This window comes from Clostridium sp. FP2 (genome assembly GCF_011065955.2).
Taxonomy (GTDB): domain Bacteria; phylum Bacillota; class Clostridia; order Clostridiales; family Clostridiaceae; genus Clostridium_AD; species Clostridium_AD tagluense.
Window position 1 is genome coordinate 486,034 of record NZ_JAAMNI020000001.1, and the last position, 25,668, is coordinate 511,701.

22 protein-coding genes are annotated in these 25,668 nt (G+C 30.2%); 15 read left to right on the plus strand and 7 right to left on the minus strand.

Going from position 1 to position 25,668, the window contains the following annotated elements; genetic code table 11:
- Positions 1–212: 212 nt before the first annotated feature.
- The 3 genes from G9F71_RS02360 to G9F71_RS02370 all read left to right on the plus strand — a co-directional run bounded on the left by G9F71_RS02360 (position 213) and on the right by G9F71_RS02370 (position 3,804).
- Positions 213–803, plus strand: coding sequence for a DUF1836 domain-containing protein (locus G9F71_RS02360; protein WP_124997222.1), 591 nt, complete (start codon positions 213–215; stop codon positions 801–803).
- Between the two features lie 137 nt (positions 804–940).
- The gene (gene pepT, locus G9F71_RS02365; protein ID WP_164951043.1) at positions 941–2,167 is read left to right on the plus strand and encodes a peptidase T; all 1,227 of its coding nucleotides are present in this window, start codon (positions 941–943) and stop codon (positions 2,165–2,167) included.
- A 353-nt stretch (positions 2,168–2,520) separates the two neighbouring features.
- The gene (locus G9F71_RS02370; RefSeq protein WP_164951042.1) at positions 2,521–3,804 is read left to right on the plus strand and encodes a S1C family serine protease; all 1,284 of its coding nucleotides are present in this window, start codon (positions 2,521–2,523) and stop codon (positions 3,802–3,804) included.
- Positions 3,805–3,903: 99 nt separating this feature from the next.
- Here G9F71_RS02370 and G9F71_RS02375 read toward each other — a convergent pair whose 3' ends face one another.
- Positions 3,904–5,904: a fructose-1,6-bisphosphatase gene (locus G9F71_RS02375; protein ID WP_164951041.1), complete on the minus strand. Its 2,001-nt coding sequence runs from the start codon at positions 5,902–5,904 to the stop codon at positions 3,904–3,906.
- A 209-nt stretch (positions 5,905–6,113) separates the two neighbouring features.
- Between G9F71_RS02375 and G9F71_RS02380 the strand changes: the two genes are divergently transcribed.
- Positions 6,114–6,512 carry a CoA-binding protein gene (locus tag G9F71_RS02380; RefSeq protein ID WP_164951040.1) on the plus strand — a complete coding sequence of 133 codons (399 nt, stop codon included), beginning with the start codon at positions 6,114–6,116 and terminating at the stop codon, positions 6,510–6,512.
- A 64-nt stretch (positions 6,513–6,576) separates the two neighbouring features.
- Here G9F71_RS02380 and G9F71_RS02385 read toward each other — a convergent pair whose 3' ends face one another.
- Positions 6,577–8,241: a SulP family inorganic anion transporter gene (locus G9F71_RS02385; protein WP_164951039.1), complete on the minus strand. Its 1,665-nt coding sequence runs from the start codon at positions 8,239–8,241 to the stop codon at positions 6,577–6,579.
- Positions 8,242–8,607: 366 nt separating this feature from the next.
- Between G9F71_RS02385 and G9F71_RS02390 the strand changes: the two genes are divergently transcribed.
- The 4 genes from G9F71_RS02390 to G9F71_RS02405 all read left to right on the plus strand — a co-directional run bounded on the left by G9F71_RS02390 (position 8,608) and on the right by G9F71_RS02405 (position 12,549).
- Positions 8,608–9,618: a MarR family transcriptional regulator gene (locus tag G9F71_RS02390; protein ID WP_164951038.1), complete on the plus strand. Its 1,011-nt coding sequence runs from the start codon at positions 8,608–8,610 to the stop codon at positions 9,616–9,618.
- Between the two features lie 281 nt (positions 9,619–9,899).
- Positions 9,900–10,469: a LemA family protein gene (locus G9F71_RS02395; protein ID WP_164945158.1), complete on the plus strand. Its 570-nt coding sequence runs from the start codon at positions 9,900–9,902 to the stop codon at positions 10,467–10,469.
- A gap of 10 nt (positions 10,470–10,479) precedes the next feature.
- Entirely contained in the window at positions 10,480–11,319 is an 840-nt protein-coding gene (locus tag G9F71_RS02400) for a TPM domain-containing protein (RefSeq protein ID WP_374197411.1), read from the plus strand.
- Positions 11,320–11,604: 285 nt separating this feature from the next.
- Entirely contained in the window at positions 11,605–12,549 is a 945-nt protein-coding gene (locus G9F71_RS02405) for an ROK family protein (RefSeq protein WP_164951037.1), read from the plus strand.
- Between the two features lie 85 nt (positions 12,550–12,634).
- Here the strand turns inward: G9F71_RS02405 and G9F71_RS02410 are convergent, their stop codons facing one another.
- On the minus strand, positions 12,635–13,246 hold the full coding sequence (locus G9F71_RS02410) for a DUF4230 domain-containing protein (protein ID WP_164951036.1): 612 nt from the start codon (positions 13,244–13,246) through the stop codon (positions 12,635–12,637).
- A gap of 277 nt (positions 13,247–13,523) precedes the next feature.
- Between G9F71_RS02410 and glgP the strand changes: the two genes are divergently transcribed.
- Both glgP and G9F71_RS02420 read left to right on the plus strand, forming a co-directional pair.
- Entirely contained in the window at positions 13,524–15,143 is a 1,620-nt protein-coding gene (gene glgP / locus G9F71_RS02415) for an alpha-glucan family phosphorylase (RefSeq protein ID WP_164951035.1), read from the plus strand.
- 118 nt (positions 15,144–15,261) lie between these two features.
- A complete protein-coding gene (locus G9F71_RS02420) occupies positions 15,262–16,095 on the plus strand; it encodes a hypothetical protein (protein ID WP_164951034.1) in 834 nt (277 codons plus the stop codon).
- A 50-nt stretch (positions 16,096–16,145) separates the two neighbouring features.
- Here G9F71_RS02420 and G9F71_RS02425 read toward each other — a convergent pair whose 3' ends face one another.
- From G9F71_RS02425 to G9F71_RS02435, 3 genes are all read right to left on the minus strand, one after another.
- The gene (locus G9F71_RS02425; RefSeq protein ID WP_258880961.1) at positions 16,146–17,255 is read right to left on the minus strand and encodes a branched-chain amino acid aminotransferase; all 1,110 of its coding nucleotides are present in this window, start codon (positions 17,253–17,255) and stop codon (positions 16,146–16,148) included.
- Positions 17,256–17,408: 153 nt separating this feature from the next.
- Positions 17,409–17,552, minus strand: coding sequence for a hypothetical protein (locus tag G9F71_RS02430; protein WP_164951033.1), 144 nt, complete (start codon positions 17,550–17,552; stop codon positions 17,409–17,411).
- Positions 17,553–17,651: 99 nt separating this feature from the next.
- Positions 17,652–18,290, minus strand: a complete 639-nt coding sequence (locus G9F71_RS02435; protein ID WP_164951032.1) for a RusA family crossover junction endodeoxyribonuclease — start codon at positions 18,288–18,290, stop codon at positions 17,652–17,654.
- A 258-nt stretch (positions 18,291–18,548) separates the two neighbouring features.
- On the opposite strand from G9F71_RS02435, the gene tsaD reads away from it, so the two are divergent.
- A complete protein-coding gene (gene tsaD / locus G9F71_RS02440; protein WP_124997253.1) occupies positions 18,549–19,571 on the plus strand; it encodes a tRNA (adenosine(37)-N6)-threonylcarbamoyltransferase complex transferase subunit TsaD in 1,023 nt (340 codons plus the stop codon).
- 9 nt (positions 19,572–19,580) lie between these two features.
- On the opposite strand, the gene G9F71_RS02445 is transcribed toward tsaD, so the two are convergent.
- Entirely contained in the window at positions 19,581–20,687 is a 1,107-nt protein-coding gene (locus tag G9F71_RS02445; RefSeq protein ID WP_164951031.1) for an AI-2E family transporter, read from the minus strand.
- A 279-nt stretch (positions 20,688–20,966) separates the two neighbouring features.
- Between G9F71_RS02445 and G9F71_RS02450 the strand changes: the two genes are divergently transcribed.
- The 4 genes from G9F71_RS02450 (at position 20,967) to G9F71_RS02465 (ending at position 25,634) form a co-directional block, all read left to right on the plus strand.
- The gene (locus tag G9F71_RS02450; RefSeq protein ID WP_124997255.1) at positions 20,967–21,434 is read left to right on the plus strand and encodes a response regulator transcription factor; all 468 of its coding nucleotides are present in this window, start codon (positions 20,967–20,969) and stop codon (positions 21,432–21,434) included.
- Between the two features lie 251 nt (positions 21,435–21,685).
- Positions 21,686–23,713 (plus strand): urocanate hydratase, encoded by a 2,028-nt coding sequence (locus G9F71_RS02455; protein ID WP_164951030.1) that lies wholly within the window; start codon positions 21,686–21,688, stop codon positions 23,711–23,713.
- A 265-nt stretch (positions 23,714–23,978) separates the two neighbouring features.
- The gene (locus tag G9F71_RS02460) at positions 23,979–25,091 is read left to right on the plus strand and encodes a hypothetical protein (RefSeq protein ID WP_164951029.1); all 1,113 of its coding nucleotides are present in this window, start codon (positions 23,979–23,981) and stop codon (positions 25,089–25,091) included.
- A gap of 126 nt (positions 25,092–25,217) precedes the next feature.
- A complete protein-coding gene (locus G9F71_RS02465; protein WP_164951028.1) occupies positions 25,218–25,634 on the plus strand; it encodes a hypothetical protein in 417 nt (138 codons plus the stop codon).
- Positions 25,635–25,668: the final 34 nt, after the last annotated feature.

Sequence of the window (25,668 nt, forward strand, 5' to 3'; positions counted from 1 at the left end):
ATAAAATGATATATATCAATAATGATTTTATCCATATTTATACTGAATTTAGGCAATAATTTAAATTGTTATTAAATTGCAACATATAGCTTAAAAATGCTACAAATATATTAAAGTAATTCTAGTAATTCATAAGCACTAGTACATATAGATTACTCTTATTTGTGGATTACTAGTAATTAATACTATATAATGAAGAGGAGGTGAAAGAAATGGATTATAACAAGGAAAGCTTAGATAAATTGGTAGAAGAGATTATAGGAACAAAAGATATTACTTTAATGGAAATACCTTGCGTAGATTTATATATGGATCAAGTTACAACTTTCTTTAATGAAAAGCTTGGAAGTCTTAAAAGAAATGATGATGATAAGATTCTTACAAAAACTATGATTAATAATTATACCAAGGGTAAAGTATTGATGCCGGCAAAAAACAAGAAATATACTAATGAGCATATGATACTGTTAATGCTTATTTATAATTTAAAGCAGAGTATATCAATTAATGATATTAATATAATTTTTGATTCTATTATTGACATGAAAGCTCCAAAGGGTACAAGTCTTTCATTAGAAAATTTGTACAATAGTTTTTTAGATATCAAAGAAGTTCAAAATCAAAATTTTGTAAGTGATATAGATAAAGATAGGGAATTTATAAAGGGTAGAATTAAAGAAATGGGAAAAGCGGATGGTGAGTTAATAGAATTAATATTAATGGTACTGTTACTTATTAATAAAGCTAATATGCAAAAGAGAATGGCAGAAAAATTAATTGATAATTTTTTAAATAAAAAATAATAAATTTTATAGATCTTATTTTTGAAATATAAAAATGTCTTATTATCATTGTTTAAAATTTGGACTTATTGTAGTATAATGTAAATGTATACAATAAATAAAATCAATTAGGTACATGAAAATAAGGAGATGGGTGTATGTCAAAAGTTGTAGAAAAATTTTTAAAATATGTAAGCTACGATACTAAATCTGATGAGGAATCAACTACCGTTCCAAGTACAAATGGTCAAATGATACTTGGTAAACAATTAGTTGCTGAATTAAAGGAAATGGGTATACAAGAGGTAAGTATAGATGATAATGGATATGTAATGGCGACTATTCCGTCAAATGTAGAAAAAGATATACCAACAATAGGATTTATAGCACATATGGATACGGCTCCAGATATGTCAGGAAAAAATGTTAATCCTAAATTTGTTTACAACTATGATGGAGAAGACATAATATTAAATAAAGAAAATAATATAGTATTATCCCCAAAAGATTTTCCAGAGCTCAAGAATTATATAGGAAAAACTCTTATAACTACAGATGGAACTACACTACTAGGAGCTGATGATAAGGCTGGAATTTCTGAGATAATGACTGCTGTAGAATATTTAATAGAAAATCCTAGCTTTCCACATGGTAAGGTTTGTATTGGATTTACACCAGATGAAGAAGTGGGACGTGGGGCAGATCTTTTCGATGTGAAAAAATTTGCTGCAGATTTTGCATATACTATGGATGGCGGTACTATTGGGGAATTAGAGTCTGAAAATTTTAATGCGGCAGGAGCAAAAATTTCTATTCATGGCAGAAATGTTCACCCAGGTTCAGCAAAAGGAAAAATGATTCACTCTACACTTATAGCAAACGAATTTATGAATTCATTGCCATCAAATGAGACACCAGGTACTACAGAAGGGTATGAAGGATTTTATCATTTAATATCTCTTAATGGAGACGTTGAAGGAACAAAACTTCAATATATCATAAGAGATTTTGATGCTGAAAGCTATGAAAATAGAAAAACATTTATCAAAAATATAGTAAAGACACTAAATGACAAATACGGTACTGGAACCGTTGAAATAGAAATAAAGGACCAGTATTTTAATATGAAAGAAAAAATAGAGCCAGTTAAACATATTGTAGATACAGCATTTTTGGCTATGAAGCAGGTAGGGGTAAATCCTATAATGGTACCTATTAGAGGCGGTACAGATGGTGCAAGGCTTTCATTTATGGGACTTCCTACACCAAATATATTTGCAGGTGGACATAATTTCCATGGTAAATATGAATTCATACCTACATTTGCTATGGAAAAAGCTGTTGAGGTAATACTTAAAATAGTTGAACTATATGCTGGTAAATAATAAGACCTGTGAAAATCAATAACAACTCAATGATGAATTGTAGTTAAATAGTGAAATCATTATATTTTATATAATAATTTCACTATTTTTTTATAAATACAAATAATTGTCTATACTAACCAAAGAGTAAATAATAAATAATGTTTTAAAAATGTACAATATTTATTAAAGGTTTGTTAATAAAGTTGACACTAAACTGTAACATATAAGTATTAATATATACTTAAAGGTAAAATACAAGCAGAAATTCAAAAAGGAATATAAATATCCTATTTACTATAATTTAAAGTTAGATAAGAGATAATAACTTTTATATACCTATAGAAACCAATTCCAATAAGGAGGTAAATAATATGAACGAAAATAATAATTGGGGTGAGAATATAAATGACTCACAGGAAAATATTAATACTGAGCAAAATGTAAATGTAACTAAAGATGTGCTTAGTGAAAAACAAAGTGAAACGTTGCGTCTACAATTAGAAGATACTAAATATACTGAAATAAATGATAAAAATGTGAAAAAAGATAAAGGTGGTATGAGAAAAAGAATAGTATCCTATATAATAGTAGGTGCGATATGCTCTACACTTGGAGGTGTAGGTTCTGCTGTTGTTACGATGAATATGATGAAAAATGCAAGCACTACTAATACACCCCAAACAACTGCTACAACGGTTGCTAGTAATTCAAAAGCAAAGCTTATACCTGCTAGTAGTACAGAAAATTTAACTGTACCTGAAATTGTAAAAAAGGTAAGTCCAGCAGTAGTTGCAATTTCTACCAATAGTACGAGTGTAAGTAGCGCGGTTAGAGGGCAGGGTACTCAGCCAGAAGGTGTTGGTACTGGTATGATATTTAGTGAAGATGGATATATTTTAACTAATTATCATGTTATAAGCGGAGCACAGAATATTAAAGTTATGCTTAGTGATGGACGGGAAGTTTCTGCAAAAATAGTTAATTATGATGCTGCAGCAGATGTGGCTGTAATTAAATTAGCAGATGGAACTAAAGTTCCGGGTGTTGCTCAATTTGGAGATTCAGATAAGCTTGAAGTAGGAGAATCAGTAGTAGCAATTGGTAATCCCTTAGGAAAAGAATTTTTAGGATCTGTTACTACAGGAATTGTTAGTGCAGTTAATAGGCAAGTAAGCATTGAAAATAAAGATTTGAAATTTATCCAAACAGATGCAGCTATTAACCCAGGGAATAGTGGTGGCCCACTTGTGAATACTAAGGGGCAAGTTATAGGAATAAATACTGCTAAAATAGGTCAAGAAGGTGTAGAAGGATTGGGTTTTGCAATACCAATTAATACAGTAAACCCTAAAATGGATGCTTTAATTAAACCAATTCTTAATATTGGAATTTCTTGTAGAGACATAACCGCAGACATTTCCAAGCAATACAATATTCCAGTAGGCGTGTATGTTTCACAAATAAAGGAGTTTAGTGCTGCAGAAAAAGCCGGGATAGCACCTGGGGATATTATTGTACAGTTCGATGGCAAAAAGATTAAAACTGTGGATGAACTAAATAAGATTAAAGGTACACATAAAGCCGGTGATGTAGTTAAAGTAGAATTAGTTAGAGATAGTAAAACAATAAAAGTAAATTTAACACTTTCTGTTTAAATTAAAGCCACTTGGCGCAATATGCGTTAAGTGGCTTTAATGGCATTCTAGAAGATCACTCACCTATTTCTGTAGGTGAGTGATGATATAGAAAGTTAGTTATAGGGTTACCCGTTGTTCTTTAATAAGGCCTTTTCTATATGCTGTAAGAAGTAGCTCTAAATCTTTAATTTGATCCTTAATTTCGAGGCCTACATCAGTATCTGTTACACGAATACGATTCGTAGATTTTTCTAAAACTATAGTAGAAGAAAGAATATCCTTCCCTTCATCGATAGCTTTCTGAGTAGATTCAAAAGGAGCATGGGATGCCAGTAGCAATCCATAGGAATTATAAATAAGAGTATATCCAGCTATGCCTGTCTCTGGTTGATAGGCCTTAGAAAAGCCACCATCAATAACTAAAAGTTTACCATTAGCCTTTATAGGACTTTCACCTTGTTTGGTCTTAACTGGAACATGACCATTTATAATATGTGATTCATTGGGGTTTAATTCAAATTCAGACAATATATTATTGCATATTGATTCATCGTCTCTATAGTTATAATATGGGTTCTTAATTTCTTTATGAGTACTTTTGTCATTTATAAAGTACCTTTCAAAGGTAGTCATTTTATCTTTACCAAATAATGGAGAGTTTGAACCGCACCATAAATACCATATGGAGTCTAAGGCATAAAGCTTAGATTCCGAATCAACTTTCCCAAAGTAAGCTTCTCTTGCTATTCGCTCAGTTCGATCTATATAGGATTTTCCACTATAAGTAATATTGTCTATTTTCATTTTCTTAAAGCTACCATCTGCGTTTAGTGCAATACATCCATGATAAAGCAAGTTGGAGTTGTACTTTAAGTACATACTTCCTTTAGAATATAGAAAACGTACATGTTTTTGAAGCTTTTCACTATTTGAGAAAGAAGATTTAAGCTTGCCTACAAGTTCTCTTTCCTCCTGGGTTAATTTATAAGGGTCTTTGGGATCTATAGTTGGGAAATTAGTATCGTTTAGTATATATTCTTTTCCGTCGATATCTATGGTACCCTTTTCATAATCTATTTTATGGAGAAGTAATCTGTTTTGCATTTCATAATTAGGGCATCTTTTTATTATAGCACCTTCAAGTTTAAACTGAATTATAGTAATGGCCTTATGCATTTGAGACATTAAATTAAGGTCATTTTCTCTATAATTATTTTCAGGGAAAAGTTTAGGCTTAAAGGATTTGCAGGGGTCATCTTTATAAAAATCTAAGGCGAAGGTTGCTAGTGGTAATAAGTTTATACCATAACCTTCCTCCACAGTATCTAAATTTGCATATCTGGTTGAAATACGAAGAACATTAGCAATGCAACTTTCAGAGCCAGCGGCGGCTCCCATCCAAAGTATATCGTGGTTACCCCATTGTATATCAATAGAGTGGTAGTGCATAAGGGTATCTAAGATTATATGAGCACCGGGACCTCTATCATAAATATCGCCTAAAATATGAAGTCTATCTATAGTAAGCCTTTGAATTAGGTTTGAAATAGCAACTATAAATTCTTTAGCTCTACCAATTTTAATTATAGTTTGAATAATTCCATTGTAATACTCCTGTTTATTAAAGGTGTTTTGTTGTTCGTGGAGTAATTCTTCAATAATGTATGCAAAATCTGGAGGCAGTGCTTTTCTAACTTTAGATCTAGTATATTTAGAGGAGATGGTTCTACAAATTTTAATAAGCTTATGAAGGGTAATTTTGTACCAATCATCTATATCAAGTTCTTCTCTAAGTGCTAGGTCTAATTTTTGTTCTGGATAATATATAATGGTTGCTAGTTCTTTTTTCTCAATCTCTCTAAGTGAATTACCAAAAATATCATTAATCTTTCGTTTGATTACTCCAGAGGCATTCCTAAGAACATGAGTAAAAGATTCATATTCCCCATGAACATCTGTAAGAAAATGCTCAGTTCCTTTAGGTAGATTTAAAATAGCCTGTAAATTTATGATTTCTGTACAAGCATCTGGAATTGTAGGATACTTGCTAGCCAATAACGTAAGGTATCTCAAATCTTCTTCTATAGTATCAACTGGTGTCTCACTAGAAAATATCATTTTTGACTCTCCTTTATAACTTTCATAATTTTATTTGTGTAGCCTATTTAATATAAAGGCTACACTTAATATTATAATACATTATTATGGAGTATTGTATTATGAAAACAAAATATTTTTTATTTTAATATGGATTAGTTGACAAAAACACTACAAAAGTATAATCTTTAGATAATTATTTAATAAAGCAAAAAAAATAGGAGGTATATATGAAAGATATAAAAATTAAAAGTGATGAAATGGTTAAAATGAAGAAGTGGGCATTAATTGGAGCATCGCCAGATGAAAGTAAGTTTGGATATAAAATATTAATGCTACTTAAGAAAAAGGGATATACAGTGTATGGAATAAATCCTAAATACGATGAAATAAATGGAACTAAAATTTATAATTCATTAAAGGATTTACCAGAAGCTGTAGATGCAGTTAGTGTTATAGTAAATCCTAATGTAGCCTTAAGAGCTCTAGATGAAATTATAGATTTTGGAATAGATAATGTATGGTTTCAACCAGGTTCTTATAACCAAGAAGTTTTAGATAAGGCCAAAAATAATGAACTAAATATTGTTTTCCATGAATGCTTATATGTAGAATTAGGTAAAATTTAATTATATGGTTTAAAAAAAGGTGCACGGCTCATGCCAGTGCACCTTTTTTAAAACTTACAAAACTTTATATTTTAAGTAGTGCATTAGGTTTTTCTAATAAGATATTAGCTCTTTCAATAGCTTCATCAATATTATTGCAGATATTTTCTACTCCTAAAGCATCTATAAATCCGTATTTACCAAGAACAGTAGTAGGCTGTGACTGAAGATTTAATATTATTAAGTGAGTGTGATGTTTTTTGCAAATATCATAAAGCATTTCTAATGCATGGTATCCTGTGGCATCCATAGCCGGTACATTGGACATTTTTACAATTAATATTTTAGTAGGAATACCTATTTCTCTAATTGCATGCATAAACTTGTCTGCTGCACCGAAAAAGAAAGGACCATTAATTTCATATAAAGATACATTTTCAGGAGTTTTTATGCTATCGATAAGTTCTATTTGATCTTTATCTTCATATTCATCAAGAATATATCGCACATCTGAAACATCGGCCATTCTTTTCATAAATAGTAATGAGGCAAGAAGTAGACCTATCCCTATAGCAATTACTAAATCAAAGAAAATTGTTAATGAAAAAGTAACTAAAAGCACTATAGCATCGCTTTTAGGAGCTTTAAGTATTCTTTGGAAAGCTTCCCATTCACCCATATTATAAGACACTATAATTAATATTGCGGCTAAAGATGACATAGGTACAAGTTTTACATAGGGCATACATACTAGAAGTATCAGTAATAGAGCCAGTGAATGAACAATACCCGCAATGGGTGTTCTACCACCATTTTTTACATTTGCCGCAGTTCTTGCTATGGCACCAGTTACAGGAATGCCGCCCACGAGTCCAGAACAAATATTAGCGACGCCTTGAGCCACAAGCTCCATGTTAGAACGGTGTGAACCACCAATCATACCATCAGCTACTACAGCAGATAATAAGGATTCTATTGAACCTAAAATTGCGATGGTTAGAGCTGGAAGCATTAGCTCTTTTATCATAGCAAAAGAAGTATGAGGAAGAGAAATAGCAGGCAATGAACTTGAAATATCACCAAAACGACTTCCAATGGTCTCTATATTCAAATTAAATAAAAGAGTTATTATAGTAGTTAATACTATTGCAATAAGCGTTCCTGGAATTTTTTTATTTATTTTAGGCCAAAATATAATTATTAAAAGTGAAAAAATACCCATAAGCATACTTTGTAAATTTAAAGTGTTAAAACTATTTAAATAAGCACCCCATTTAGGAATAAAGTCTGAGGGCACGGTTTTCATGGTTAGACCAAAAAAATCTTTAATTTGAGTGGAAAAAATAATAACAGCAATACCGCTTGTAAATCCAGTGGTAATAGGGTAAGGAATGAATTTTAGCATACCGCCAAATTTAAAAAAGCCCATTATTATAAGAAAGAAGCCTGCCATTATTGTAGCTACGATTAGGCCATCAATGCCAAATTTCTCAATAATACCAAATACAATAACTACAAAAGCGCCGGTGGGACCTCCAATTTGAACCCTACTTCCTCCTAGTAAAGAGACTATAAAGCCACCTACAATAGCAGTGTAAATTCCTTTTTCAGGAGAGACGCCAGATGCTATGGCAAGAGCTATAGCTAGAGGTAGGGCAATAATGGCAACAATAATTCCAGCAATAAAATCTTTAACAAATTGATCCTTTGAATAGGTTTTTAAACAGGTAAACAGTTTTGGCACGAACATATTTTCACTCCTCTATTTAATTAGTATTCGAATATTAGAAATAAAGTATATTCAAGTATTATTTTACTTGAAATTAGTCATTTCTAACATTATCTTATTATAAATATATTAGTTCTTAAGATAAAAATCTTAAAAACAATAAAATTATATTTAACTATACGCAATATTAAATACTACATATCATGTATAATAATATCATATTTTGCGAAAAAAAACAATTAGTAATGTGCACTTTATCATAAGATGAAATCCTTTTGTTGATTTGCTATAATATCTTTGGTACAATCTATTAAACAATAGGCAGCAAATGAAAATAGTGATTTATATAAATAATAACTGGCATATTAAAGCATATAAGGGGATATTATGGAACAAAGTGAGTATTTGTTTAATGTACATTCGTTATATAATCTAGCAAGATACGCTTTTTTGAAAATTGAATCTAATTATGGACGGATGGTGGAACCTTCTGGTATAACACTACCACAACTTAGGGTTCTTTGGATTATTAAAGTGTATCCAGGAACTTCACTTAGTAATATTGCAAGAATTGGATGTTGGACTTCACCTACAGTTAGTAACATGATTAAGATTTTAATGAATAAAAAGTTGATATTTAAAGAAGAAACTATAAATAAAAAAGTATACAAGTTTCAATTAACAGAAATGGGTAATTGGCTTATTGATATAAACAAACAAGATAAGCAAAAAAAGTTTTATCTTTTTGACTTAATAGGCATATTTTCGCATAGTGAATTAGATTTTATTATAGATATTTTTACTAGAATTATCATAAAAGAAAAGAAAGAATTTATTTTCGACTATATTAAGAAGATTAATGAAATGAATTTAAAAATTGATTTCAAAGATTTTGATATGAATACGGTTAGTATTATAAAAAAGACAATTAGTATATATAACCTTCTGAGAACATTCATTTTAACTGTTAAAAGTAATCATAGAGAACCACTTAAGGAATTTAATGTTACGTATCCTCAACTTAGAGCCTTATGGATAATAGCGGCTTTCCCTGGAATTACTTCAAGCGAATTAAGTGAAATTAGTTTTTGGTCACCTTCTACAGTTCATGTGATAGTAAAAAATTTAAATAATAAGGAATTTATTCATAAAGAAAAGGCTTTAATAAAAAATGCCCATTACTTAGATATATCGGAGCTTGGTGAAAATTTGATAATAGAAGACTACACTAAAAATCAAAAAACACTCTTGATATTTGAAGAATTGAAAGATATAAATTCTAAGGATATGTTAAAGTTAAATGGCCTTTTAAGTAAAATGAATAATAGATTAGGAAATCATAAAACAGAGGAATATATAAAAAAGACCTTTGATATTATTAAAAATAAAGCATTTTGACAATTGAAATTTCTAATATAGCCCATGGAGTTGCTGATTTTATTTTTATGGTAACGGGGCTTATTTTTTTTTTGCTTTTATTATTACAAAATATTTAGAGCGCTTTGTGGTATATTAAGAAAATATCTTTCTCGAATAATACATAATTTTTAATAATAAATAGCAAATTAGTATAGTATCCTTATACAATTCATAACTTATTATATAAGGGCAAGTTTGATTTAATAATTAAATAATTAACAACTATTATAAATTCTATAAAATAGAAAGGTGGTATAGAGATGAATAAAACTTTAAGAACCATTGCAATTGTTGTAGCAATTATTCTAGTAATAGCAATGCCTATTATTGGAGGCTACAATAAAATGGTGAGTTTAGAACAAAAGGTAAAGGTGGCAGAAGGAAACATAGATACTCAACTTCAGAGAAGATCGGATTTAATCCCAAATTTAGTAGAAACTGTGAAGGGTTATGCCTCTCAAGAGAAAGATATTTTTATTAAAATAGCTGAGGCTAGGGCAAAACTGGGAGGTGCACAAACTGTAGGGGATAAAGCAAAGGCAGATAGTGAACTTGGTAGTGCACTTTCAAGGCTTTTAGTAGTTGTAGAAAGGTATCCAGATTTAAAATCTAGTGCTAATTTTAGGGATTTAACAGCAGCATTAGAGGGTACTGAAAATAGAATAGGGATAGCAAGACAGGATTATAATAAAAGTGTAGATAATTATAACACCACTATTAAAAAATTTCCAAATACAATCATTGCAGGAATTTTTAGATTTCAAGAAAGAGCATATTATAAAGCTAGTGAATCAGCTAAAGAAGTGCCAAAAGTTAACTTTAGTAAGTAGGAGTTAAATTATGAAGACTTATTTAATTAAATTAACGAGAAAGAAGATTAAACCGAAAAACATTTTGGCGCTTATGATAAGCATATTTTTACTAAGTGGGATAATGGCGATTGATTTAGTAAATGCAGAGATTAAATTTCCAAGACCTACACAGTTAAAATATGTTAATGATTATGCCAAAGTGATAGATGGTGACTCCATGCAATATATTTTGTCAGTAGGTAAGGAATTAGAAGATAAAACAGGTGCCCAGGCTACTGTTGTGGTTATAGATTCACTGCAGGGAGAAACTATAGAATCTTATGCCAATGGTATTTTTAGAAACTGGGGTATAGGGCAAAAGGATAAGAATAATGGATTATTAATTTTATTATCAGTAAAAGATAAAAAATGGAGAGTAGAAGTAGGTACAGCTCTAGAAGGAGCTATTACAGATATATACTCCTCAAGGGTAATGAATGATTTTGCAGTGCCAAAATTCAAGGTAAATCAATATGGACAGGGAATTAGGGCAGCATATTCAGTTTTATCTGATAGTATAGCTAAAGAATATGAAGTGAAGCTAGATAAAAATATTAATGTTCCAAGGTATAGTGAAAGTGCAAAAAATCCAAACATGACTAAAAAGTCCAATGGAATTTTAGTAATAGGAGTTATTGTATTAGTGTTTCTTGATTTTATTTTTAATAGAGGCAGAATAACTAGATTTATAATTACATTACTATTTTGGAGTTCCATAGGTAGACGGGGTGGAAGAAATGGTGGCGGGTTTGGAGGCGGTTCAGGAGGTGATTCTGGAGGCTTTGGAGGAGGGTCATCAAGTGGTGGAGGTTCCTCAGGAGGATGGTAAGATATTGATTTAGTGGAATATAATAAAAATCAACTAAATTATTGGATTATATTACAGTGTTAATTTTATAAATTTAAAAGTATAATATTAATAGGCATATTAAAAATGTGGCCTCTAGTATCATGCTAGAGGAATTAAAGGTTAAAAAGCAGAAAAACAATTTACTTTCTGCTTTTAAACATTTATAAGATTATATTATATAAATTATCAGAAAATAGACTAGTACTCTGACTAGGTATTTTTTAAAAGAAGAGCTAATTAAAGATGAGAGGATAGGTAAAAATTATGCGCATAGGGATTGATTTAGGTGGAACTAATATAGTTGTAGGTATTGTTACAAATGAAGGGGATATAGTCCTTAAAAAAAGCACACCAACTTTAGCTTCAAGAAGCTCACTAGTAATAATCGAGGATATGGTTAATTTAATATATAAAACCTTGGAAGTCTCCCATATTTCTATAGATGACATTGAACTTATAGGTATTGGAGTTCCAGGATTGGTTGATTATAAGAGCGGAATAATAAAAGAATGTGTAAATTTAGGATGGAAAAATGTAGATATATGCAAAATACTTAAAGAAAAAACTGGTAAAAGAATATTCATAGAAAATGATGCAAACGCTGCAGCTGGTGGTGAGTATTTATTTGGAACAATGAAAAATCATTTAAATTCAGTCTTTTTAACCTTAGGAACTGGTGTTGGAGGCGGAATAATTTTAAATGGTAAATTATATAGAGGGAAAAATGGAGCGGCAGCAGAAATAGGACACATGACAGTAGGAGAAAATTTTTATAATTGTGCTTGTGGTAATAATGGTTGCTTTGAAACCTTTACTTCAGCCACAGGTATAATTAAGTATGCTAAAAAATTGATAAATGAAAATCCGCAGGATACATTAATACTTAAAAAAGTAAATGGTTTGGATGAAATCGATGCTAAAATAATTTTTGATTCTGCAAAACAAGGAGATAAATTAGCTAATTTAGTTGTAGAGAGATTCGTTAAATATTTTTCTATAGGAATTTGTAATATATTAAATATCTTGGATGTAACAATGATAGGCATTGGCGGTGGAGTTTCAGCAGCTGGGGAATTTTTTATGGAATTGCTACTGAGTGATATTAAAAAACACAAATTGTTTAAAGAAATACCCGTTTGTTACATAAAGATTGCAACGCTAGGAAATGATGCTGGTATTATTGGGGCGGCGATGTTGGACAAACTATAGATTTAACGATATTCTTTTAATCACTATGAAAACTTATTAAATTTGATAAATTTTCATGGTGATTTTTTTAATTTTTAAATGTGATTTATTTGAAAATTATGGTTACATTTTCAAAACCCATATCCCATAAAATGCCTTGTAAAAGCAATTTAGCATTAGCATTAGCGCCCTCTAAAAATCCTGTTTTAATTAAATCGCCTTCAACCTTGTTTTTCTGATTACTGATTTCATTTATCATATCCTGAATACTAAGTTTGTTAAACATTGAGGATTTTTCATCATAAACAAAAAAATCTTCATTATTTATTACATGATCAAGAATTTTAGATTTTTTTAAAGTTATAGTAATATTTTTTTGAAGTACAACAATATCTAAATCTTTTAAATCTACCCCTGCTTTAATATAGCCACTGTATTTGATTAAAAAGGACTTTTCAGTAAAGGGAATATGGAAATCTTTGATTTTTTTGCTATCTGTTAGAGCTATTATATTAGAATAGCTATATTTTGTTGTGGATAGCTCTGATATTTTTGATAACCTTTCTGCAATAACAGTAGTGCTTATAACTTTATCCTTATTAAAATTGTTTATAATGGAATAAATCATTATTGATGAGATAGTTATACATAATAGTATAATTAAAAAAATAAGTTTATTTTTGCGTTTTATAGGTTTGAAGGCTGATTTTAAATTCATGCTAAAGCAACTCCTTATAATAGTAAAATGATAATATAATATGGCTAATATATTATATGGTAGTTAATAGCATTTCAGAAGAAAAGATCATTACTTGTATAAGTAGGGAAAAATAATTAATAGAAAATATTTTAATGCAAACGGTTGCACTAATTAAAAAAATTATGTATAATAACTATAAAAGCTACAATTAAAATAGACTGAAAATTTATTAAGACATGAAAATTAAAATAGATGATGATTTAATATTAAAAAGAATTATAGGAGGGGAAAATTAATGGATAATAATAATCTTCCAAGAGTTGCTTATTTTTGTATGGAGTATGGGCTACATCCAGATTTTAAAGCTTATGCAGGAGGCCTCGGAATACTTGCAGGTGACCATTTAAAAGGAGCTAAAGATTTAAATCTTCCACTTGTGGGAATAGGGCTTAAGTGGAAACAAGGATATACTGATCAACTTATAGATAAAAATGGAAAAGCTTATGATACATATCATAATTATGAATATGATTTCATGCAAGATACAGGGGTGAAAGTAACTGTTAAGATAAGGGATATAGATGTAGTGTGTAAGGTTTGGAAATTAGAGGAATTTGGAAATAACCCACTATACCTTTTAGATACTGATATACCAGAGAATGGTGATAACTGGATAACTGGACAGCTGTATGGCTGGTTTGGAGAAGAAAGAATTGCTCAAGAAATAGTATTAGGTATTGGGGGAGTTAAAGCTTTAAGAGCCCTAGATATTCCTATAGATGTATACCATTTCAATGAAGGTCATGCAGCCTTAGCCGCTACAGAACTTATAAAAGAAAAAATGCAATCAGGATTTAGTTTTGAGGAGTCTTGGAATAAAACCCGTGAAGAGGTAGTATTTACAACTCATACGCCAATAGTTGAAGGTAACGAATCTCATGAGGTTTCCAAATTAGAGTATATGGGCGCATTTAATGGATTAACTAGGCAGCAAATGATTAGATTTGGTGGAGAACCATTTAATATGACGGTAGCTGGACTTAGATTATCAAGAAAGGCAAATGCCGTAGCACAGCTTCACAGCTCAACAGCAAATAAAATGTGGAAAACTGTTGCTGGAAGGTCCGAAATTATTGGTATAACTAATGGAATTCATAAACCAACTTGGGTAGATGCTCGAATTACTAATGCCTATGAAAACAATGGAGACTTATGGGCAAACCACATGATTGTTAAAAAGGAGCTAATAGAATTTATTAAGGAAAGAACAGGCGCAGAGCTAGATGCAGATAAGTTACTTATTGGATTTTCAAGAAGGGCTGCACCCTATAAGAGAAGCGATTTGATATTTACAAAGGAAGAGATTATATCTCCACTACTAAAAAGTGGTAAAGTTCAAATTGTATTTTCAGGAAAAGCTCATCCCCTTGATGATATAGGAAAAGAAATAGTGGCAAAGCTTGTAAGAATGATGAAGAAGTATCCAAACAGTGTAGTATTCCTAGAAAATTACGACATGAATATAGGAGGAATGCTAACTAGAGGTTCAGATATATGGTTAAACAATCCAAGAAGACCTTTGGAGGCCAGTGGAACTTCAGGAATGAAAGCTGCGATGAATGGTGTCCTTAACTGTTCTATTCTAGATGGTTGGTGGCCGGAAGCTTGCAATGATGGTGTAAATGGATGGCAATTTGGAGATGGAGTAGGTCTTGATGATTTACCTCTAGTAGAATTAGATAAACATGATACGCAGGCTCTTTATGACACTTTAATAAATAGAGTTATGACTACTTATTATGGAAATAGAGAAAAGTGGGCAGAAATGATGAAAGAAAGTATTAAAACTACAAGCTATGAATTTTCAGTAGAGAGAATGTTAGATGAATACTATAATAAGCTGTATATAAAATAATAAAAAAACCATGATAAAATCATGGTTTTTTTCTATTTACAATGGGAAATACTAGAATTTACAATGGAGATAAGTTATTATATAGGTAGGTATAGCTACATAAAAGGAGATGAAATTAATGAGGTTATTTGGTCCTACACATGAAGATGTATGGAAAATGCTAAGTGCTGATATAGAAGCTGAATTTATTGTTAAAGATGCAGTTTTTAAGAATTACGAAGTTATAAAAAAATTTCATGATTGGATTATTGTTTTAGATACTTATAATTCACATAGTAGAAATGAGCCTGTATATACTAGAGTTTATTGCGTATTTTCAAATAAACATGGTTTTAGATTTAAGGTGTTTGGTGAGTATTTTAATAATTATTTCCTGAATTTTTTTGATATGCAGGATATAAAAGTAAATTATGATGATTTAAGTGATAAATTTGTTGTTAGAAGTAACAGTGATGTGGCTATTAAAAGATTTTTACAGAATAAGACTATTAGAGAATTAATAAACACCCAATCAGATATATTATTGGAAATAGTAAGTGAAGAGGTAGGTCAATCTCCTGCCAAGACTGAAAGTACAATTAGTGTTAAAATTCCTGGAATAATTAAAAATAACGAGGTTCTAAAAGAGTTATTTGAATTAGTTGGAGAAAGCCTTTTAGAAATCGAAAATATAAATAATGAGTTTGAAAATTTACAATTCAATAATTTCACTCGTTTTGATGTAATTAAAAATAGTGTGAAAAACACTATATTTGAAAGTGATTCATATACTAGGCTTAGCAAAGACGTAATTGATAATGTAAATAAGGTTATAGATAATACAATTCATCACCATTCACATCTAAAAGATGCAGGAGGCAGGGACCTATTAGTAAGAAAAAAAATTACAAATAAAAATGGAACTAATGAAATATCTTACACAGAAAATGGTAATAAGGAAATAAAAAAATAAAAAAAGGTTTACCAATATAAAAATTGGTAAACCTTTTATTGTACTAATTATTATTTTACTTCTACAATCCATCCTTTTGGAGCTTCTACGTCCCCAAATTGGATTCCATAAAGAGTATTATAAAGTTTTGTAGTAACTGGACCTACTTCTGTCTCACTGTGGAAAACATGAAGTTCATTTTTATACTCTATACCACCGATAGGAGATATTACAGCAGCAGTACCACATGCGCCTGCTTCTTTAAATTCAGAAAGATTGTTAATTAGAACATCTCTTTCTTCTGTTTTCAATCCTAAATATTCTTTTGCAACGTGTAATAGTGAGTATTTAGTTATACTAGCAAGTATTGATGGTGATTTTGGAGTTACAAATACATCATCATTAGTAATTCCAAAGAAGTTTGCAGCACCAACCTCTTCAATTTTAGTATGAGTTGCAGGATCAAGGTAGATACAGTCTGCAAATCCTTTTTCTACAGCTTGTACATGAGCTAAAAGACTTGCAGCATAATTTCCACCAACTTTTGCAGCGCCAGTTCCGTGTGGTGCTGCTCTATCAAATTCTTCTGAAATCATAAAGTTTACTGGAGACATTCCACCTTTGAAGTAAGCACCTACAGGGCAACAGAATATGCCGAATAAAAATTCAGGTGCTGTTCTTACTCCAAGATTATCACCAATACCTATTACATAAGGTCTAAGATAAAGTGTTGCGCCAGTTCCATATGGTGGAACGTAAGCTTCATTTGCTTTAACAACTTGAATACATGCATCAATAAATTTTTCAACAGGTATTTCAGGCATAAGAATACGATTACAACTTCTATTGATACGTTTAGCATTTTCATCAGGTCTAAACAGTTGAATTTTACCATCCTTTGTACGATAAGCTTTTAAGCCTTCGAAACATTGTTGTCCATAATGAATAGCTGTTGAAGCCTCACTTATAGTAATATTGTTATCTTCAACTAGATTTCCTGCGTCCCAATTGCCATCTTTCCATATTGAAACATACCTTAAATCTGTCTTCATGTAATCAAAACCTAAATTATTCCAATCGATATTAACATTTGTTTTCATATGAATCCTCCTATTATGTAATTTTTTTTTGAAACTAAAATATATGTAATATATGAGTATTATAACATAAAATGTGGACATGTCACATTATTATTAGCAATTTAATAAAATAAATTCAGAATATTTTTAAAATGAATAAAAAGTTGCATTAATAGAATTTTCAATTCATTAATGCAACTTTTTATTCATTTTATGATTATTAAACTCATTATTGTATTGTATTATTAAAAATTATCACTCTAATCCTTCAGGATTATTTTTTTTATCCTGAAACTTATTATTATGCATATTATTTAAAGATTCAAAACTCGTACTGTTTTCCATGTTATTTATAGCCTCATTAATCTTTTTGTTCTTAGTTTTTTTATTTCTGTTCATGAGTGATGTCTCCCTTCATATTTTATATTAATAGCATAGCCATATTTATTGGTATTATGTATATATGAAGAGGGACAGTTTATTCCATTTTGAAATTTATTAAAATAATTTTTTGAAGCAGGTTTTGCAGAGCGAAGTTTTACCTTTGTTTGCAGAAATACAGTTATCCTTTAATACTGATTTTCCACATATTTCACATATGAGTTTTGAGGAGCAGCTATTAACCACCACAGAACTTGATTTATTAGCTTTAGAACCTATTATTTTTTTCTTATTTGAAGGTGGATCATAATTAATAGGTTGCTTCTTCTCTTTCTTTTCAACTATTGAGTAATTCATAGCATAGGTACTTTCACCAAAAAGCTCTAATTCAAATCTGGGGTTTTCCGTATCATAAAACTCCTCAATAATGAGTCTTGTAACTTGGGCATCATTTACTATAAGTCCACTTTTCTCTATACCATCAAAGATACTCTTTGTTATGTTGTTTGTGTCCGGATGTCTTTTTATACTTTTATAATATACCTTTAGAACAGCAATAAGAGACTCTGTTAAAAAAATATTGGAATTTTGAATTCTACATTGATAAGCAATTTCTTCTTCATATAAAGCATATCTATCATGGTATTTGCCGGAATTATAAGGCAAAATAGCTCTTCCATTCATGTTGAATAGTTTAAAATTAGATTTTGAAATAGGCGAGCCTTTTATTATGACCTTTGCATAGGTGTTACTCATATTTTCCCCCTAGAATCTATTTCCAATAGATGATAATTATTAGTCTTAACTTAATTTTCTATGATATAATCACATACACAATTATATCATAAAGTATAGATACTCAGTAAGGACACTTAAAAATGCATATAAAGATTTGAAAAGCTAAACTCAATAAAGTATAATTAATTTGTGTTATTAATAGATACGAAAATTTTTAGAAGGCTTATGAACATAGCTGGAAAATTATATAAACTATATTAAAGGTGGGTAAAAATAATGGAAAAGAAGATTAAAATACTTGCAATAGAATCGAGTTGTGATGAGACAGCGGCAGCGGTAGTAGTTAATGGTCGCGAAATTTTATCAAATATTATTGCATCACAAATAGATATACATGAAAAATTTGGAGGCGTTGTTCCGGAAGTGGCATCTAGGAAACATATAGAAGTAATAAGTGCTGTAGTTCAAGAGGCTTTAGATGAAGCTAAAGTCACACTAGATGATATAGATGCAATAGGAGTAACTTATGGGCCAGGGCTAGTTGGAGCATTACTTGTAGGTGTTCAATATGCTAAGGGACTGGCATATGCAACTAATAAACCATTAATTGGAGTTAATCATATAGAAGGTCATATTAGTGCTAATTTCATTCAATATAAGGAGCTAGAGCCACCATTTGTATGTTTGGTAGCTTCAGGTGGGCATACATTTGTTGTATATATGAAAGATCACGGTGAGTTTGAAGTTATGGGTCAAACTAGAGATGATGCAGCGGGAGAAGCCTTTGATAAGGTGGCTCGTGCTATTGGACTTGGGTATCCTGGTGGGCCTAAAATAGATAAAATAGCAAAACAAGGAAATGCAGATGCTATAAAATTTCCAAGAGCTAATTTTCATGACAATAGCTTAGATTTTTCCTTTAGCGGAGTTAAATCTTCGGTGCTAAATTACCTAAATAAAATGAACATGAAAAACGAGGAGATTAATGTACCTGATGTGGCAGCATCTTTTCAAAAGGCTGTGGTTAATGTTTTGGTTCATAATGCATTAGAGGCATGTGAAATAAAGGGTGTAGATAAGATAACAATAGCTGGTGGGGTAGCATCAAATTCTTGCCTTAGAGAAACTATGATAAAAGAAGGGCAAAAGAAAAATATAAAAGTTCTGTTTCCAGAAATGGTGCTTTGCACTGATAATGCAGCTATGATTGGAAGTGCAGCTTACTTTGAATTAATTAGAGAAAGAGTTTCTGGTCTAAAACTCAATGCAATACCAAACTTAAAACTTGGAGAAAGATAGGAAAGGATATTATAACTTAATATCCTTTTCTTTTAGTCTCCTATTAATGAATCTTTCAGCCAGTAGTATAACAATGGCCATGGTGGGTACTGCAAGGAACATACCAAGAACGCCAAAGGTTCCACCACCTATTAGTATGGAAAGGATAATAAGCAGGGGACTTAAACCAACAGATTTTCCAAGGATCTTTGGACCTAAATATAATCCATCAAATTGTTGAAGAATAATTATGAATAAAAGTACCCAAAGAGCTTTTACAGGGCTATCAAGTAGAGTAATAAAGAAAGCGGGAACCATTCCAATTAATGGTCCAAAATAAGGAATCATATTTGTAACTCCGACTATTAAGCTTATAAGTGCAACATAAGGCATTTTTAAAATGCTAAGGCCCACAAAACATATAAAACCAATAATAACAGAGTCAATAAATTTACCTATAACAAAACCTGAAAAAATAGAATTCGCTTCTTTACTAAATTTTAGTAAACTATCTGCATTTTCTTTTTTTAAGATTGCATAAATCAGTCTCTTTATATTAAGTATTAATATCTCTTTATCCTTTAAAAGATACAGAGATACAACAAATCCAAGCAAAAACTTCATAAAAGAAGAGGTAAAGCCTACAGCTGTGAGGAAAGCGAAATTAATACCTGTATTTAGGTACCTAGTTAAATTAGACATGAATGTTGAGGCAGTTTCTTCTAAATATTTGGTTATACCATATTTATCAAGTAATTGAATCTTATCCATATTATTAGAAACCCAAATTTGAGTTTTAGCTATGTACCCAGGAGTGGCATCTGTCAATTCACGAATACTTACACCTATATTGGGGGTTAGTATGGTGATACTAAAAAATGATATGCCTAAAACACATACATATATAATAAGTAAAGTTAAAGCACGTTTTGTATGGAATTTTTTTTCAATACTAACCATTATAGGGTTTAATAAGTAAGCAATACCGAATGCCCATATAAAGGAACTTATGTAGGATATAAAAACGCTAAAGGAAGTTGTAAGTACTTCTATATCATTTACTACTCTTAATAAAATAAATGATAATAAAATTATAGGAATTAATTTTATATAAGGGATTTTTTTATCGTTAAACAAGTTTAATTCACTTCCTTAATTAATGATTTTTTTAGTAATAGTGTCATTAAACGATTATATCATAAATTTTGTATATAAAATATCAGTAATCTGTATTTTTTATGTAAAAGAAATTGTAAAGCTTTAAATATAATGGTACACTTTTCTTATGTGCAATAGATTCTAAATTATTACTGATTTTATAACTCATATAAAATCATAAAAGTTTTTTTATTTAGTAAAATAAATATTAAAAGAGTAACAAATCATATAAAAAATATTTTGAATAGGAGAAAAAATATGTATAAAGTACTCTTAGTTAATGATTGTAAATTTGAAAATTTTATTATGAGGGACATGCTTATAAATTTAGGCTATGAGGTTATCATAAGTAATGAATTTAATGCAGTTAGGGATGCAAGGGAGTTAAACTGTAACTTTATTATAGCAAATTTCATTATGAAAGAAAAAACAGGTGATAAAATACTGAAACAAATAAAAGAAATGTATCCTGAAACAAAGTGTGTTTTATCCTCAAGTAATGATATTAAATTAGAGGATTTTAATAATAGTGTAATAGATGGGTTTATACATACTCCCATAACTAAAGAAAAATTGGAAAAAGTTATGGTTGAAAATGAACCATTATTAAATAAATACAGTAAACATATGAAGCCCTTGTTTTGTACATACTGTGGGGTAAAAATGGATGATGACGAGAAACTTGCGAAATTTTGTAAATATTGCGGTGAAAAATATAAATTTTAGTTAATGAGTATATGAATAATTAAGGGGGATAACAATTATTAATTGTTATCCCCCTTAATGTTCCTATACTCATTATTTATAGTAGTGTAGCATAATGAAGTATTAACGTGTAAACAATATTTAATGGCTATTTATAGTGAAAAATTGAAGGGATATGTAAAAAAGTGCAGAATATATTAAACATGAAGAAAATAATAATACTCAGAGTAGTTACATAACACAATAGTGTTAAAATATAGGAGGGCACATATATGATTAATAATTTTGATATTGAACAGGCTATGACTATTAAAATAGATGACGAACTACCAAGTATGCCTGAGTTTACAGCGGGGATAAGAAGAGCACCAGACAGAGGATTTACGCTTACAAAGAATCAGACTGAGCTTGCTCTTAAGAATGCACTTAGGTATATTCCAGAAAAATATCATGCAAAGCTTGCACCAGAATTTATGGAGGAATTAATTACAAAAGGAAGAATATATGGATACCGTTTTAGACCACAAGGCAGAATTTATGGTAAGCCTATAAATGAATATAGTGGTAATTGCTTAGAAGGTAAAGCTTTTCAAGTAATGATTGAAAATAATCTAGATTCAGATATAGCATTATATCCTTATGAATTAGTTACCTATGGTGAAACAGGACAGGTATGTCAAAATTGGATGCAGTATAGACTGATAAAAAAATATTTAGAAAATTTAACGGAAGATCAAACACTTGTACTAGAGTCAGGACATCCACTTGGACTTTTCAAATCATCACCGCAATCACCAAGAGTTATTATAACTAATGGGCTTATGATAGGAATGTTTGATAATCCAAAGGATTGGCATGTAGCAACCCAACTTGGAGTTGCAAACTATGGTCAAATGACAGCAGGAGGATGGATGTACATTGGACCACAAGGGATAGTACATGGTACATTTAACACCTTGCTTAATGCAGGAAGATTGAAACTTGGAATACCAGACGATGGTGATTTAAGAGGTAAAACATTTATAACTTCTGGACTTGGTGGAATGAGTGGGGCTCAACCTAAAGCTATAGAAATTGCAAATGGAATTGGAATTATAGCAGAAGTTGATTATTCAAGAATTAAAACAAGACTGGATCAAGGATGGGTAAATATTGCCTCAGATAACCTTCAAGATATATTTAAAATTGTGGAAGAAAAAATAGAGAAAAAAGAGTCTATATCTATTGCTTATCACGGGAATATAGTGGATTTACTTCAATATGTAGTAGATAACAACATAAAAATAGATTTACTATCAGACCAAACCTCCTGTCATGCACCATATGATGGAGGATATGCACCTCAAGGAGTTACCTTTGATGAGCGAACCAGGTTATTAAAAGAAGATAGAGATAAATTTACAAAGTTAGTTGATAAAACCTTGATTAAACATTTTGAGTTAATTAAGAAAATGGTAGCTACAGGAACATATTTCTTTGATTATGGTAATTCATTTATGAAGGCTGTTTATGATGCAGGCGCTATAGAAATATCTAAGAATGGTGTAGATGAGAAAGATGGATTTATATTCCCATCCTATGTAGAAGACATAATGGGACCGATGCTTTTTGACTATGGTTATGGACCATTTAGATGGGTTTGCTTAAGTGGCAATCATGAGGATTTAGTAAAGACAGATAAGGCAGCTATGGGATGTATTGATCCAAATAGACGGGGGCAGGACAGAGATAATTATATATGGATAAGAGATGCAGAAAAGAATAAATTGGTAGTTGGAACTGAGGCTAGAATACTTTATCAAGATGCACAGGGTAGAATAGATATTGCCTTGAAGTTTAATGATATGGTGAGACTGGGTGAAGTTGGTCCTATAATGCTTGGCCGTGATCATCATGATGTTAGTGGAACTGATTCCCCATTTAGAGAAACTTCTAATATAAAAGATGGAAGTAATGTAATGGCAGACATGGCAGTTCAATGTTTTGCAGGAAATGCTGCCAGAGGCATGAGTTTAATTGCTCTTCACAATGGTGGAGGGGTAGGTATAGGTAAATCTATTAATGGTGGTTTTGGGCTTGTACTTGATGGTAGTGATAGAATAGATAGTATTATAAAGTCATCAATGGCTTGGGATGTTATGGGTGGAGTGGCAAGGCGTGCTTGGGCTAGAAATCCACACTCAATAGAAACAAGCATAGATTACAACAAGAAAAATGCTAACATTGATCATATTACATTGCCATACTTAACAGATGATGTAATTATTTCAAAAGCAATAGAAAAAGTTTTTAATAAATAAAAAAAATATTTATAAGTAAAGAAAAAGGCATTAGTTAAATTAAACTTATGCCTTTTTTTACTTATAAATATATTATCAATATTTATAAAAAATGAAGAAATGTAAGTGTGATATAAGAAGTGACTAAATGAATATTTTAACATATAGAAATTGTGTTAAATATAAAACATTCTAGTTGATACACTAGTATAAGTGGGGTATAATGGTCTAGGTTTCAATGATTTAAAATAGCAATTATTTTTATGTCTGTAAGAGGAGCAAAATTATGAATATCCATGGGAAAAAAGTAAATAAAAATTTCAAGTTATTCATTATTGCTTTGTGTTTAGTTTTAAGCATAATTGCTCTAATGGCAGGTCCAAATAAAATATTGAAGATTATTAAAAATACAAGTGAAAATAAAGAAGTTATACCCCGTGAAAAGACTGAAGTTAATAATGACGAAAAAATTGTAGTTAATAGTAAAATAACAAAGATAGCATTTGAAAAGAATAACAATGTCTATCTTTATGATGAAATAAAGCAGCAAATTAAATCCATAGGTGATGATTCAAAATCTAAGGATATATTAAAGCTTTCTCCGGATAAAACAAAAATAGTATTTAGGTATTTTAATGAAAAAAAAGCAACATATCCACCGCATATAGTTATTTACGATGTTAAAAGCGAAAGCCTAACAGATATTGTTATAGATAATAAAAACGTCCAACAAATTATTGACATGAAATGGATAGATAATGTGAATATTTTAGTCACAGGGCACATTAATCCTTCAGTTTCAGGATATGCAGTATATAACATAAAAAGTAAAGCAGAGATAATATCTTGTGTGGGTACTATAAGAGATGTTACTATAAGCAAAAAAAATATTCTTTACAGCAATACACCGCATATATTCCCAGCACCAAAAGCTAATTTATTCCTTAATGGTAATAAGATATTTGAGTCGAATAAGGATAAAGAAGAAATATTCGATGCTGTAATATCTAAGGATGGTAAAAACATTGCCTTCAGAAGTTGGGTGGCCAGTGAAAAAAATCCAAAGGATAAGGTAAGTGCCTATCTTAATACAGCTAAAATTAATAGTGATAATAAAACAATAAGCAATTTAAAGCAGATAAGCATAAGTATTGATACAACTGGAGATATGAAATTCGATAATAAAAATAATATAAGCATTATAGGTAATGAGTTTATATACAAATTAGAAGCTGATAATCTTATCAAGGTGAAGAATACCTTAGCAAAGAAGCTAGAACTTTCTAACGAGCAGCTTGCATCATTTAAAAAAGTTTTGGCTAAAATATTCCCTGAGGATGCTATTTCAGAAGGAACACTATTGGAAGATATTGATATATACAATATGGAACTTTTTTAAATTTTAAAAAATTATGACAATATAGTTTGATTTTGTGTTTAGATATAAAATATTGTTAACAAATATTTAAAAATTTGGTATAATAACCGTATGAGTTTTGGAAAAAAATATGGAAGAAGGGTTATTATGAAAAAGAATAATACTAATAGGTCTCTAAACACAAAAGCACATGTAAAATCTAAGCCAAAGTCTATAACAAAATCAATAGTTAGCAAATTGGCTATGTTGCTGGGCGTTATTATACCAGTAGCTGCATTGATAGGTTACGCTATGGATATGAACTTTTTTTCTATTACAATAATTTTATCAGCTTTTGTTTTAATTATAAGTATAGCAGCTTATTTAAAAGATGAGGTCATTTACCCTAATCCTAAAGCAATACAACACGATAATACATTAACTACTAAAAAAAATGGAATAAGCCAAAAACATAGCAGGGAATTTTCAGTTTTAATAAAAAAGGGAACAATTCAAGTAGTATTATGCATGATAATAATTATATTATGTACTTATTTAGGACAAGTTATATATAAAGCTAATTAATAATAAAACCCATTCAGATTTATTATTTAGGCAT